This window comes from Micromonospora sp. NPDC004336, from assembly GCF_053602615.1.
This window is the reverse complement of record NZ_JBSGDY010000003.1, coordinates 19,206-32,979: the sequence shown is the minus strand read 5'-3', so window position 1 is coordinate 32,979 and position 13,774 is coordinate 19,206. Positions and strand designations below refer to the sequence as shown.

Genomic DNA, 13,774 nt, shown 5'->3' with positions numbered 1-13,774 from the left:
CCGGCTCCGGCGGTGGTCCCGGGGTCGGCGGTGGCACGACACCCGCCGACCCCGGGACCACCGCCACGGGGCTGGCGGGTCAGACGGCGCGCAGGTACTGGGCGGGCCAGGAGGCGGTCGCGCCGAGCTTGGCGGCGGCGCGGTGCGGCCAGTACGGGTCGCGCAGCAGCTCCCGCCCGAGCAGGACCAGGTCGGCGTCGCCGGACGCCACGATCTCCTCCGCCTGCTCCGGCTCGACGATCAGGCCGACCGCGCCGGTGGCCACGCCCGCGTCCCGGCGTACCCGGGCGGACAGCGGCACCTGGTAGCCCGGGCCGACGGGGACCGACGCGGTCGGCGAAGCGCCGCCCGAGGAGCAGTCGACCAGGTCGACACCGGCCCCGGCCAGCTCGCCGGCGAGCACCACGCTGTCCTCGACCGTCCAGCCGCCGGGCTCCCAGTCGGTCGCCGAGATCCGGGCCAGCACGGGCACGTCCTCGCCGACCGCCGCCCGGACCGCGCGGGCCACCGCCAGGGTCAGCCGCATCCGGTGGGACCGGTCCCCGCCCCACCCGTCCCGCCGGTGGTTGGTCAGCGGCGAGAGGAACTCGTGCAGCAGGTAGCCGTGCGCGGCGTGGATCTCCACGGCGGCGAATCCGGCGTCGACGGCCCGCTCGGCCGCCACCGCGAACGCCTCGACCACGCCGGCGATGCCGGCCTCGTCCAGCGCGGTGGGCACCCGGTAGTCGGGCACGAACGGCGCCGAGCCGGGGCCGACCGGCGTCCACCCGCCCTCCGCGTCGGGCACCCCGCCGCGCTGCGGCGCCCACGGCCGGTACGTCGACGCCTTGAACCCGGCGTGCGCGAGCTGCACCGCCGGCACGGCGCCGTGCGCCGCGACGAACGCGGTCACGGGCCGCCAGGCGTCGACGTGGGCGCCGGACCAGAGCCCGGTGTCCTGCGGGCTGATCCGCCCCTCGGGCAGCACGGCGGTGGCCTCGGTCATCACCAGGCCGACGCCGCCGGCGGCCCGGGCGCCCAGGTGCACCAGGTGCCAGTCGGTCGGCAGGCCGTCCGGGCCGGCGCTGTACTGGCACATCGGCGCCAGGGCGATCCGGTTGGGCAGGGTGGCCGCGCGCAGGCTCAGCGGCGTGAACAGGACACTCATGTCGTCATCCTCCGGGTGCCGGGGAGGACCCCTCGCGGGAGGGGCCCTCCCCGATCCATCAGGCCGGGACGGGGCTCAGGTCCTCCGGCCGGCGGGACGTGGCGTCGGCGTCGGCCGGGGCGAGCGGCGAGCGCCGGCCGGCCGAGTCGTACGCGGTCCGGTCCAGCGTGCCCTCGCGGGCCGCGACGATGGTGGGCACCAGCGCCTGGCCGGCCACGTTGGTGGCGGTGCGGATCATGTCGAGGATCGGGTCGATCGCCAGCAGCAGGCCGGCGCCGGCCAGCGGCAGGCCCAGCGTGCTCAGGGTCAGGGTGAGCATCACGATCGCGCCGGTCAGGCCGGCGGTGGCCGCCGAGCCGACCACCGAGACGAAGGCGATCAGCAGGTAGTCGGTCACGCCGAGGTCCACCCCGAAGACCTGCGCGACGAAGATCGCCGCGAGCGCCGGGTAGATCGCGGCGCAGCCGTCCATCTTCGTGGTGGCGCCGAACGGCACCGCGAACGAGGCGTACTCGCGGGGGACGCCGAGCCGCTCGACCGAGCGCTGCGTCACCGGCATCGTGCCCACCGAGGAGCGGGAGACGAAGGCCAGCTCGATCGCGGGCCAGGCGCCGGCGAAGAAGCGCAGCGGGTTGAGCCGCCCGGCCGCGACCAGCAGCAGCGGGTAGACCACGAACAGCACGATCGCGCAGCCGACGTAGACGGCCGTGGTGAACTTCGCGAGCGGCGCCACCAGGTCCCAGCCGTACGAGGCGACGGCGTTGCCGATCAGGCCGAGGGTGCCGATCGGGGCGAGCCGGATGACCCACCAGAGCGCCTTCTGGACGATCTCCAGCAGCGCCCGGTTGAGCGCCACGAACGGCTCCGCGGCCTCGCCGACCAGCAGCGCGGCGGCGCCGACGACGACGGCCAGGAAGACGATCTGGAGCACGTTGCCCTCGACGAACGCCCCGACCGGGTTGGTCGGCACGATGCCGGTGAGGAAGTCGGTCCAGGAGCCGGTCCGCTTCGGGGCGGCGGCGCCGGCGGTGTCCAGGGTCACGCCGCGGCCGGGGTCGGTGAGCAGACCGAGCCCGATGCCGACGCTCACCGCGATCAGCGCGGTGACGCCGAACCAGAGCAGCGTCTTCAGCGCGAGCCGGGCGGCGTTCGCCACCCCGCGCAGGCTGACGACGCTGACCACGATGGCGGTGAAGACCAGCGGCGGCACGGCCAGCTTGAGCAGCTGGACGAAGAGGCCGCCGACGGTGTCGAGGGTGCTGGTGAGCCAGCTCAGGTCGTTGGCGCGGGCGAGGAAGCCCAGCGCCACGCCGAGGACGAGGCCGAGCAGGATCTGCACGGAGAAGGGGATCTTGCGTAGGGCGGAAGCCATGAGATGTCCCAGGGTCTGGAGGTCGAACGGGGCAGCGTCAGGAGAGCGGCTGCGCCGGACAGATGCCGCTGGCCTGCAGTCGGAGGTCGACATACAGGCGCACGGTGAGGTGCCAGACGTTGGTCATCGCCCGCCGAGGTTAGCGCCCCGGTCGATCCGACGGAAGGATCGATTCCGGTGACGCTCCTTACAGAGGTGGGAGGGGGCGGACTCTTCCGCTCCGGGAGGCGTCACCGGGTGTCGTTGCTCGCACCCGCGCGCCGGAGGGCGACGGTGGTGGCGGTGGCGGCCGCCCAGAGGACGGCCACCAGGAGCAGCAGCCGCTCCAGCACCCCGACCAGGGCGCCCCGGCCGACCGCGAGCATCGCCAGCCCCACCGCACCGGCCAGCGGCAGGGCCGCCGCGGCCGCCCCGGCGGCCAGCCGGCGCAGCGCCCGGCCGGCCCCCGGGAGGAAGGCGATCGCGAGCATCGCGAGGACGACGGCGGCCACCGCGACGATGCTCGCCCCGCCGTGCACCAGGTCGGCCGCCGTGGCCCGCTCGTACGGCGGCAACGGACAGCCCTCGCTGCACGCCACGGCGCCGGAGACCAGCGTGCAGACGCTGCCGGCGGCGAGCAGCCCGGCCGCGACCCGCAACCGGGCGGGCAGCGCCGCCGCGAGCAGCAGCAGCGCCGCGGCGAGGGCGAAGACCCCGATCCGGTACGCCGGGGCGTAGGGGCTGTCGGTGACGCCCGCCTCGCTGACGTACCCGGTCAGGCCCGGCCCGGGACCGGCGACCACGGCGACGGTCACCGCGACCGTGCCGGCGGCGGCGCAGCCGGCGGCCGCCGACGCGGCGGCGGCCCGCAGCGGCGTGCCGGTCGGGCGGGGCGGGCGCGGCGGCGGCCCGCCCGGGGCGGCGGTCGGGCCGGCCCGGCGCCGCTCAGCCACGCCCGTGCGGCGTGGTCCAGCCGGAGGTGTCGGGGCCGAGCGGGACGATGCCCGTCGGGTTGATCGCCGCGTGGGTGCCGTAGTAGTGCCGCTTGATGTGGTCGAAGTCGACCGTCTCGCCGAAGCCGGGCGTCTGGAACAGGTCCCGCGCGTACGCCCAGAGCACCGGCAGCTCGGTCAGCTTGTGCCGGTTGCACTTGAAGTGCCCGTGGTAGGCCACGTCGAAGCGGACCAGGGTGGTGAACAGCCGCACGTCGGCCTCGGTGATCGCGTCGCCCATCAGGTAGCGCCGGCCCGCCAGCCGCTGCGACAGCGCGTCGAGCCGGGCGAAGAGCGCCGTGAACGCCTCCTCGTACGCGGCCTGGGAGGTGGCGAAGCCGCACCGGTAGACGCCGTTGTTGACGTCCCGGTGGATCTCCGCCATCAGCGCGTCCATCTCCGGGCGGAGTTCGACGGGGTAGAGGTCCGGCGCGCCCGGCGCGTGCAGGCTGCGCCACTCGGTGGAGAGGTCGAGGGTGAGCTGCGGGTAGTCGTTGGTGACCACCCGTCCGGTGCGCGTGTCGACCAGGGCCGGCACGGTGACCCGCCCGGTGTAGTCGGGATCGGTGGCCAGGTACGCCTCGGAGAGGAAGCCGATGCCGAGCACCGGGTCGAACCCGTCCGGGTCGAGGCCGAACCGCCAGCCCCGCTCGTCGCGGATCGGGTCGACGGTGCCGAGCGAGATCGCGTCCTGGAGGCCGAGCAGGTTCCGCACGATCCGCGCCCGGTGCGCCCACGGGCACGCCCGGCACCAGATCAGCCGGTAGCGGCCCGGCTCCAGCGGCCAGCGGCCCCGCGCGTCCGGCCCGCCGCCGGGCGGGGAGTCGGAGTCCGGCGTGACCCGGTCGGTGAACCGGTTGGGCTGGCGGACGAACGCGCCACCGCCACTGGTCTCTGCGCTGAACTGGGCCCGGGCCATGCCGTCAACCTATCCGCTGCGCGCGCGGATATCCTGGCGGCCGGGCGTCCCCGGCACCCGGATCCGCCCGCCCCGCCCCTTCCCACCCCCCGAAGGATCGCGCTGATGACCGTGGCATACCTGGTGGCCGGTGTCCGCACCCCGATCGGCCGCTACGGCGGCGCCCTCGCCGGCGTACGCCCCGACGACCTGGCCGCGCACGTGATCCGCGAACTGGTCGCCCGGCACCCGTCCGTGGACTGGGCGCGGGTGGACGACGTCGTCCTGGGCTGCGCCAACCAGGCCGGCGAGGACAACCGCAACGTGGCCCGGATGGCGGCGCTGCTCGGCGGGCTGCCCGAGGAGGTGCCCGGCAGCACGGTCAACCGGCTCTGCGGCTCGGGCCTGGACGCCCTGGCCACGGCCGCCCGGTCCGTCGTGGCCGGCGAGGCCGACCTCGTCGTGGCCGGCGGGGTGGAGAGCATGAGCCGCGCGCCGTTCGTGATGCCCAAGGCGACGAGCGCGTTCTCCCGCGCCGCCGAGGTCTACGACACCACCATCGGCTGGCGGCTGGTCAACCCGCTGATGAAGAAGCAGTGGGGCATCGACTCCATGCCGGAGACCGCGGAGAACGTCGCCGCCGAGTACGGCGTCGCCCGCGCCGAGCAGGACGAGTTCGCGTACCGGTCGCAGCAGCGGGCCGCGAAGGCGCAGGCCGACGGCCGGTTCGCCGAGGAGATCGTGCCGGTGACCGTGCCGGCGGGGCGGCGCGAGACGAAGCTCGTCGAGGTCGACGAGCACCCCCGGGAGACCTCGCTGGAGAAGCTCGCCGCGCTGCCCACCCCGTTCCGGGAGGGCGGCACGGTGACCGCCGGCAACTCCTCGGGCGTCAACGACGGCGCGGTGGCGCTGCTGGTCGCCTCGGAGGCGGCGGTGGCGCGCTACGGCCTCACCCCGCTGGCCCGGGTCGCGGGCGCCGCCGCGGCGGGCGTGCCGCCCCGGGTGATGGGCGTCGGGCCGGTGCCGGCCACCCGGAAGCTGCTCGACCGGCTCGGGGTCGGCCTCGACACCGTCGACGTGATCGAGCTGAACGAGGCGTTCGCGGCGCAGTCCGTCGCGGTGCTGCGCGAGCTGGGCCTGCCCGTCGACGCCGAGCACGTGAACCCGAACGGCGGGGCGATCGCGCTCGGCCACCCGCTCGGCGCGAGCGGTGCCCGGCTGGCGCTGACCGCCGCGCTGGAGCTGCGCCGGCGCGGCGGCCGGCGAGCGCTGGCCACCATGTGCGTCGGCGTCGGGCAGGGCATCTCGCTGCTGCTGGAGTCCGCCGGCTGATCCGCCCGCCGGCCGAGGCACGCCGGCCGGGGCCGGCCCGCGCACCCGCCGGCGCGCCTCGGTCCGCCCCTCGGCGTCGGGGTCGCCCGTCGCCCCCGGTGCGACGGCGGGGGAGCGGGTCTCGCGGACGCCCGGTTTCGCGCTGGGTGTCCGCTCCGTGACGCACGCCGGAAGTGCCGACGAAGTGGGTCTCGGGATCTCCCGGAGTCGCCAGCGGGCGGCCTAGAGTGGTGAGCACCACACGATCCGCGGGTCGGCCGGTCGCCTCGTCCGCGTGCTCCGCACGTGCCCCGGCGCCGGTTCCCTCCCGCACCGCGGCGACGACATGGGGTGCAGCAAGTGCAGATGCCGGACGGACTTCCCGCCGAGATCGACCTCTCCCGGCCGAGCGCGGCCCGGGTCTACGACTACTTCCTCGGCGGGGCGCACAACTTCGAGATCGACCGGCAGCTCGCCGAGCAGATCGCCGGCATGACCCCCAACCTGGCGGCCACCATGCGCGCCGGCCGCGAGTTCCTGCGCCGGGCCGTCCGGGTGCTGCTCGACGCCGGCATCGACCAGTTCCTCGACATCGGCTCCGGCATCCCGACCGTGGGCAACGTGCACGAGGTCGCCCAGACGGCCAACCCGAAGGCCCGGGTGGTCTACGTCGACATCGACCCGGTGGCGGTGGCGCACAGCCGCGAGCTGCTCGCCGGCAACGAGCTGACCGGGGTGATCCACGCCGACCTGCGGGAGCCGGAGCGGATCCTGGCCGAGGCCCGCGACCTGGGGCTGCTCGACTTCAGCCGGCCGCTGGGCATCCTGCTCGCCGGGGTGGTGCACTTCGTTCCGGAGGCCGACCGCCCCGGCGACGTCCTCGCCACCCTGCGGGCGGCCGCCGCCCCGGGCAGCCACCTGGTCATCTCGCACTCCACCTTCGAGGACCAGCCGCAGGAGATGCTCGACGCGCAGCGCCTCTCGGCGCGCACCGACACCGAGATCACGCTGCGCTCCCGGGCCGAGATCACCAGCTTCTTCGGCGACTGGACGCTCCTGGAGCCGGGCGTGGTGCACATGCCGCTGTGGCGCCCGGATTCGCCGTCCGACGTGGACGACCACCCGGAGCGCTTCGGCGCCTTCGGCGGCGTCGCCCGGCACGACCGGCCCACCGGCTGAGTTCATGGCCGCCGTCCCGGAGCCCGGCGGCGACGACCTCAGCCGGTCGGGGGCGTCGCGGTACGCGGCCGACTGGTCCCGGACGGTGCGCCGGCTCGGCTTCGTGCCGCTCAGCGCGGCCGAAACCGAGCGGCTGCTGCACCTGCACACCGTCCGGCTGGCTCAGGCCGCGCTCGCCGAGCCCTTCTCGGCCCTGCCCGGCGAGGAGGTCGGGCGCGCGCTGGTCGAGGAACACCTCACCGAGCCGCGGGTGCTCGACTGGTCGGTGCACGCCCTCGGCGAGCGCTTCCTCGCCGAGGTGCTGCCCGCCCGGGCACACGACGACGACGCGGCGCGGCGCGTGGCGGCGTTGCAGGGCGCACTGGCCGCCGGGTTCGCCCGCGCCCTGCGCGACCGCACCTTCGCGCAGCAGGAGCGGATCGCCCGCTCCGCCTGGCAGGCGCGGGACGAGGTCGAGCAGGCGCTGCGCGACAGCGAGGCCCGGTTCCGGGCGGTCTTCGTCGGCGCGGCCACGGGCATCGGCATCGCCGGCGTCGACGGCCAGATCATCGACGCCAACCAGGCGTTCGCCGACATGCTCGGCTACTCCATCGCGGAGCTGCGGCAGATCAACGTGGCGTCGCTGTTCCACCCGGACGACGCGGCCGGGATGTGGGAGCTCTACCAGGAGCTGATCGAGGGCAAGCACGACAGCGCCCGGGTCGAGAAGCGCTACTACCGCAAGGACGGCAGCGTGGTCTGGACCGACCTGTCGGTCTCGCTGATCCGGCACGACGACGGCCGGCCCCGGTTCACCGTCGCGATGATCGAGGACATCACCGAGCGGTACGAACTCCAGCAGCGGCTCCGCTTCCAGGCGCTGCACGACCCGCTCACCGGCCTGCCCAACCGGACGCTGTTCTTCGAGACGCTGAGCCGGGTCTTCGACCTCGCCGGCGCGGCGCACCGGGTCGGGGTCTGCTTCCTCGACCTCGACGGCTTCAAGGCGGTCAACGACAGCCTCGGCCACGACCTCGGCGACCGGCTCCTCGTGGTGATCGCCCGGCGGCTCGCCGAGTGCGTCGCCGGGCGCGGGCACCTGGTCGCGCGGATGGGCGGGGACGAGTTCGTCATCCTGGTCGACGACGGCACCGGCATCGACGACGCGGTGGCCGTCGCCGAGGCGGCGCTGGCCGCGGTCTCCGCCCCGGTCCGCATCGGCGAGCACCAGCTCGCGGTGTCGGCGAGCATCGGCATCGTCGAGTGCCCCGTCGGCGGGACGACCGCGTCGGAGCTGATGAAGGCCGCCGACACCACGCTCTACTGGGCCAAGGCGGAGGGCCGCGGCAGGTGGGCGGTCTACGACCCGGAGCGCGGCGCCCGGGACATCGCCCGTTCCGCGCTGGCCGCCGGGCTGCCGGCGGCCCTCGACCGGGGCGAGTTCGTGCTGCACTACCAGCCGATCGTGTCCCTGCTGGAGGGCTCGATGCTGGCCGTGGAGGCCCTGGTCCGCTGGCAGCACCCGGAGCTGGGGCTGATCGGGCCGGACCGGTTCATCGGGCTGGCCGAGGAGACCGGCCTGATCGTGCGGCTCGGCGAGTGGGTGCTGCGGCAGGCCTGCCGGGACGCGGAGGCGTGGCGGCGGGAGTTCCCCGAGGCGCGGCTGGTGGTCAGCGTCAACCTGGCCGCCCGGCAGGCCGACGACCCCGGGATCGTGGCGACCGTCGCGGACGTGCTGGCCGCCACCGGGCTCCCGGCGGACCTGCTGCAACTGGAGCTGACCGAGAGCGCGGTGATGGGCACCGCCGGGGAGCCGCTGCGGTCGCTGCACCGCCTGGCCGCGCTGGGCGTACGGCTGGCGATCGACGACTTCGGCACCGGCTACTCCAACCTGGCCTACCTGCGCCGGCTGCCGATCCACTGCCTGAAGTTGGCCGGGCCCTTCGTGGAGGGGATCCGGGGCGACGGCCCCGAGGAGACCGCCGACCATCGGGACGAGCGGATCGTGGACGCGCTGGTCCGGCTGGCGCACGCGCTGGAGTTGTGGGTCACGGCGGAGGCGGTGGAGACCGGGGTGCAAGCGGAGCGGCTGCGGGCGTTGCGCTGCGACACCGGGCAGGGGCGGTTCTTCGGCCCGCCGGCCCCGGCGGCGGAGATCACCGACCGGTTGCGCGGGCGGGGGGCGGCGGCATGAGCCTGACGGACACCGAGGCGGCGGTCGCCGTGCTCGCCGGGCTGGCCATCCTCGCCGGCCTGGCCGGCGTGGTGGTGCCCGGCCTGCCGGCGCTGCCGCTGTGCTGGGGCGGGGTGCTGGTCTGGGCGTTGTTCGGCGGCGCGGGGGCCGGGCGGTGGGCGGTGCTCGCCGCCGCCACCGTGGTCGCGGCCGGCGGCACCGTCGTGAAGTACGCCTGGCCGGGCCGCAACCTCAGACGCACCGGGGTGCCCGCCTCGTCGCTGCTCGCCGGCGGGCTGCTGGGGCTGGTCGGCTTCTTCGTCGTCCCCGTGGTCGGGCTGGTGCTCGGCTTCGTCGGCGGGGTGTGGGCGGCGGAGCGGCTGCGGCTGGGCGACTCCCGGCTGGCCTGGCCGGCGACGAAGCAGGCGGTGGCGGCGGCCGGCCTGTCGATGCTCGTCGAGTTCCTCGCCGGTCTGCTCGTCGCGGCGCTCTGGGTGGTCGGCCTCCTGGCGGCCTGACGCGGTGGTGGGGCGGCGGCGCGGGGCGGGCGTCGGATACGGCGCAGCGCCGTACGGGTGAGAGAGAGGTGACGTGCCCCGCGCCGCCGCGGTGCCGTGGCGGTCCGAGCGCCCGGCGGTGGCCCGTCGCGATCGGGCCTGGTCACGGGCTCAAGCATGCGGCGCAGCCGCCCCCCGCGGCAACGCAATTTGCCCCGCACCGGGCCCCCGACGCCCTCCGGACGCGCCGGTCCCACCGCTGCGGCAGCTCGACAGCGCCGTGCGGCCGCGCCCGGCGGCTGCCCGCCCGGCTGCGCCCGGCGGCTGCCCGCCCGGCCGTGCCCGGCGGCTGCCCGCCCGGCCGTGCCCGGCGGCTGCCCGTGCGGCCGTGCTCGGCGGCTGCCCGCCCGCCCGTGCCCGGCGGCTTCCGCGCGTGGCGGGTTCCGTGCGGTTGTCGGAGGTCGGCGCGGGGCATTGACGGTGGTCAGGTTAGCCAGTAGACCTTGGTGATGGAGGCCCGCCGATGAGGAAAGCTCCGCTCACGTTGGAACGACTGCGGGTCGCCGTCGCCGAGGGCGAGATCGACACCGTGGTGCTCGCCCTGGTGGACATGCAGGGCCGGTTGCAGGGCAAGCGGTTCCACGCGCCCTACTTCCTCGACCAGGTCGTCGCGCACGGCAGCGAGGGGTGCGACTACCTGCTCGCCGTCGACGTCGACATGAACACCGTCGACGGCTACGCGATGTCGAGCTGGGAACGCGGCTACGGCGACCTCGTCATGACGCCGGACTTCGACACGCTGCGCCGGGTGCCCTGGCAGCCGGGCAGCGCGCTGCTCCTGGCCGACCTGGCCTGGCCGGACGGTTCGCCGGTGGTGGCCTCACCCCGGCAGATCCTGCGCCGTCAGCTCGACCGGCTCGCGGCGCACGGGCTGACCGCGTACGCCGGCACCGAGCTGGAGTTCGTGCTGTTCCGCGACTCCTACGAGGACGCCTGGCGGCGCGGCTACCGGGACCTGACCCCGGCCAACCAGTACAACGTGGACTACTCCCTGCTCGGCACCGCCCGGGTGGAGCCGCTGCTGCGCCGCATCCGCCGGGAGATGGCCGGGGCGGGGCTGACCCCGGAGAGCGCGAAGGGCGAGTGCAACCTGGGCCAGCACGAGATCGCCTTCCGCTACGACGAGGCGGTGGCGTGCGCCGACCACCACGTGATCTACAAGAACGGGGCGAAGGAGATCGCGGCCCAGGAGGGCATGTCGATCACCTTCATGGCCAAGCCGAACACGCGGGAGGGCAACTCCTGCCACATCCACTTCTCGCTGCGCGACGCCGACGGCCGGTCGGCGATGCTCGGCGACGGGCCGGCACACCTGTCGGTGACGGGGCAGCGGGTGCTGGCCGGGCTGCTGGCGACGATGCGCGAGTTCAGCCTGATGTTCGCCCCGAACGTCAACTCCTACAAGCGCTACCAGCCCGGCTCGTTCGCCCCGACCGCGCTGCGCTGGGGCACCGACAACCGCACCTGCGCCCTGCGCCTGGTCGGGCACGGGCAGGGCATGCGGGTGGAGAACCGGGTCCCGGGGGCGGACGTGAACCCGTACCTGGCCATCGCGGCGCTGGTCGCCGGGGCGGTGCACGGCATCGAACACGGGCTGGAGCTGGGCGAGGAGTGCGCCGGCAACGCGTACGACGACCCGCGGGCCGAGCGGGTCCCGGGCACGCTGCGCGACGCCCTCGGCCTGTGGGAGTCCTCGGCGCTGGCCGGGGAGGCGTTCGGCGACGAGGTGGTGGCGCACTACGCCAACCAGGCGCGGGTCGAGCTGGCCGCCTTCGACGCGGCCGTGACGGACTGGGAGCTGTTCCGCGGCTTCGAGCGCCTCTGACCGGACGGCGGCGCAGCCGCGCCGACGGAGGACGCGGGCGGGCCGGGGCGGGGTCGTGACGAGGAGGGGCGCGGGGGCGCGACGAGGAGGGCGCGGACCGTGGCGGGGGAGGAGCCGGGCGTGACGAGGGAAGGGGCGGGGTCGTGACGGACGTGCTGAACCCGGCCACCGGGGAGCGGGTGGCGACCGTGGCGGCGACCACGGTCGAGGAGGCGGACGCGGCGATCGGCCGGGCCGCCGTCGCGTACGAGGGGTGGCGGCGGGTGGCGCCGGGGGACCGGGCGCGGCTGCTGCGCCGGTTCGCCGCGGCGGTGGACGCCCACCTGGCGGAGCTGGCCGGGCTGGAGGTGCGCAACTCCGGGCACACCGTCGGCAACGCGCGGTGGGAGGCGGGCAACGTCCGGGACGTCCTCGACTACTACGCGGGCGCCCCGGAGCGGCTGACGGGGCACCAGATCCCGGTGCCGGGCGGGCTCGACGTGACGTTCCACGAGCCGCTCGGCGTGGTCGGGGTGATCGTGCCGTGGAACTTCCCGATGCCGATCGCCGCGTGGGGGTTCGCCCCGGCGCTCGCGGCCGGCAACACCGTGGTGCTCAAGCCGGCCGAGCTGACCCCGCTGACCGCGCTGCGCCTGGCCGAGCTGGCCCGCGAGGCGGGGCTGCCCGACGGCGTGTTCACCGTGTTGCCGGGCGCCGGCTCGGTGGTGGGGGAGCGGTTCGTCACCCATCCCGCCGTCCGCAAGGTCTGCTTCACCGGCTCCACCGAGGTCGGCACCCGGATCATGGCCGGGTGCGCCGCCCAGGTGAAGCGGCTGACGCTGGAGCTGGGCGGCAAGAGCGCCAACCTGGTCTTCGCCGACGCCGACCTGGAGCGGGCGGCGGCCACCGCGCCGTACGCCGTCTTCGACAACGCGGGGCAGGACTGCTGCGCGCGGTCCCGGATCCTGGTGCAGCGGCCGGCGTACGACCGCTTCCTGGAGCTGCTCGAGCCGGCGGTGCGCGCGCTCCGGGTGGAGGACCCGGCCCGGGAGACCGCCGAGATGGGCCCGCTCATCTCCGCCGACCGGCGGGACCGGGTGGCCGGGTACGTCGACGGGGCGCGGGTCGCCTTCACCGGCTCGCGCCCCGACGGCCCCGGCTTCTGGCACGCCCCGACGGTGCTGCTCGCCGACTCCCCGGCGGACCGGCACTGGCGGGAGGAGATCTTCGGCCCGGTCGTCTCGGTGCTCCCGTTCGACGACGAGGCCGACGCGGTGCGGCTCGCCAACGACACCGAGTACGGCCTCTCCGGCTCCGTCTGGACCCGGGACGTGGGGCGTGCCGTCCGGGTGGCGCGCGCGGTGGAGTCCGGCAACCTGAGCGTCAACTCGCACTCGTCCGTGCGCTACTGGACGCCCTTCGGCGGGATGAAGCGCTCCGGGCTGGGCCGCGAGCTGGGCCCGGACGCGCTGCACTCGTTCACCGACGTCAAGAACGTGTTCATCGCAACGGAGGAGTGAGGCGCGTGCGGGGTCGTCTTCAGGACCGGGTGGCCGTGGTCACCGGGGCGGGCAGCGGGATCGGGCTGGCCACCGTGCGGCGGTTCGCCGCCGAGGGGGCGCGGGTGGTCTGCGTGGACATCGACCCGGAGGCCGGCGGCCGGGCCGCCGAGGAGGTCGGCGGCGAGTTCGTCGCGGCCGACGTCGCCGACGAGGCGGCCGTGCGGGACCTCTTCGACGGGGTGGCCGAGCGGCACGGGCGCATCGACGTGGCGTTCAACAACGCCGGCATCTCCCCGCCGGAGGACGACTCCATCCTGGCCACGGGGCTGGACGCGTGGGAGCGGGTGCTGCGGGTCAACACGACGAGCGTCTACCTCTGCTGCAGGTACGTCATCCCGCACATGCGCCGGCAGGGCCGGGGCTCGATCATCAACACGGCCTCGTTCGTGGCCCTGATGGGGGCGGCCACCTCGCAGATCGCGTACACGGCGAGCAAGGGCGGGGTGCTGGCGATGACCCGGGAGCTGGGCGTGCAGTTCGCCCGGGAGGGCATCCGGGTCAACGCGCTCTGCCCCGGCCCGGTCGCCACCCCGCTGCTGCTGGAGCTCTTCGCCGCCGACCCGGAGCGGGCGCAGCGCCGGCTGGTGCACGTGCCGATGGGGCGGTTCGGCCGGCCGGAGGAGATCGCGGCGGCGGTGGCCTTCCTCGCCAGCGACGACGCCTCCTTCATGACGGCGGCGCAGTTCGTGGTCGACGGCGGCATCACGGGCGCGTACGTCACCCCGTTGTGAGGCCGTCCCCTCCGCTGTGGAGGGGTGGTGTAGCCGATATCACAGAGGATGTGACGGATGGCCCTGGCGGGCCCTGGGTAGTCCCGTCAA

Annotated in this window: 11 protein-coding genes; 7 read left to right on the top strand and 4 right to left on the bottom strand. The window is 75.3% G+C overall.

Annotated features, from left to right (window positions below; genetic code table 11):
- Nucleotides 1-79: 79 nt before the first annotated feature.
- From ACWENR_RS01315 to ACWENR_RS01300, 4 genes are all read right to left on the bottom strand, one after another.
- On the bottom strand, nt 80-1,147 hold the full coding sequence (locus tag ACWENR_RS01315) for an NADH:flavin oxidoreductase/NADH oxidase (RefSeq protein ID WP_452275087.1): 1,068 nt from the start codon (nt 1,145-1,147) through the stop codon (nt 80-82).
- Nucleotides 1,148-1,205: 58 nt separating this feature from the next.
- Complete coding sequence (locus ACWENR_RS01310; RefSeq protein ID WP_452275086.1) at nt 1,206-2,519, bottom strand: dicarboxylate/amino acid:cation symporter; 1,314 nt, start codon at nt 2,517-2,519, stop codon at nt 1,206-1,208.
- Between the two features lie 230 nt (nt 2,520-2,749).
- Nucleotides 2,750-3,451: a DUF998 domain-containing protein gene (locus ACWENR_RS01305; RefSeq protein ID WP_452275085.1), complete on the bottom strand. Its 702-nt coding sequence runs from the start codon at nt 3,449-3,451 to the stop codon at nt 2,750-2,752.
- The gene (locus ACWENR_RS01300) at nt 3,444-4,409 is read right to left on the bottom strand and encodes a glutathione S-transferase family protein (protein ID WP_452275084.1); all 966 of its coding nucleotides are present in this window, start codon (nt 4,407-4,409) and stop codon (nt 3,444-3,446) included. The genes ACWENR_RS01305 and ACWENR_RS01300 overlap by 8 nt, the downstream gene beginning before the upstream one ends.
- Before the next feature lie 105 nt (nt 4,410-4,514).
- Here ACWENR_RS01300 and pcaF point away from each other — a divergent pair, with 105 nt between their 5' ends.
- From pcaF to ACWENR_RS01265, 7 genes are all read left to right on the top strand, one after another.
- A complete protein-coding gene (pcaF, locus tag ACWENR_RS01295) occupies nt 4,515-5,720 on the top strand; it encodes a 3-oxoadipyl-CoA thiolase (protein ID WP_452275083.1) in 1,206 nt (401 codons plus the stop codon).
- 339 nt (nt 5,721-6,059) lie between these two features.
- Nucleotides 6,060-6,878, top strand: coding sequence for an SAM-dependent methyltransferase (locus ACWENR_RS01290; RefSeq protein WP_452275082.1), 819 nt, complete (start codon nt 6,060-6,062; stop codon nt 6,876-6,878).
- A gap of 4 nt (nt 6,879-6,882) precedes the next feature.
- On the top strand, nt 6,883-9,051 hold the full coding sequence (locus ACWENR_RS01285; protein ID WP_452275081.1) for a putative bifunctional diguanylate cyclase/phosphodiesterase: 2,169 nt from the start codon (nt 6,883-6,885) through the stop codon (nt 9,049-9,051).
- Nucleotides 9,048-9,548: a DUF456 domain-containing protein gene (locus ACWENR_RS01280; protein WP_452275080.1), complete on the top strand. Its 501-nt coding sequence runs from the start codon at nt 9,048-9,050 to the stop codon at nt 9,546-9,548. Before ACWENR_RS01285 ends, ACWENR_RS01280 begins: the two co-directional genes overlap by 4 nt.
- Nucleotides 9,549-10,050: 502 nt before the next feature.
- Entirely contained in the window at nt 10,051-11,412 is a 1,362-nt protein-coding gene (locus ACWENR_RS01275; protein WP_452275079.1) for a glutamine synthetase family protein, read from the top strand.
- A 143-nt stretch (nt 11,413-11,555) separates the two neighbouring features.
- Entirely contained in the window at nt 11,556-12,911 is a 1,356-nt protein-coding gene (locus tag ACWENR_RS01270) for an aldehyde dehydrogenase family protein (protein ID WP_452275078.1), read from the top strand.
- A gap of 5 nt (nt 12,912-12,916) precedes the next feature.
- The gene (locus ACWENR_RS01265; RefSeq protein ID WP_452275077.1) at nt 12,917-13,684 is read left to right on the top strand and encodes a 3-oxoacyl-ACP reductase; all 768 of its coding nucleotides are present in this window, start codon (nt 12,917-12,919) and stop codon (nt 13,682-13,684) included.
- Nucleotides 13,685-13,774 lie beyond the last annotated feature (90 nt).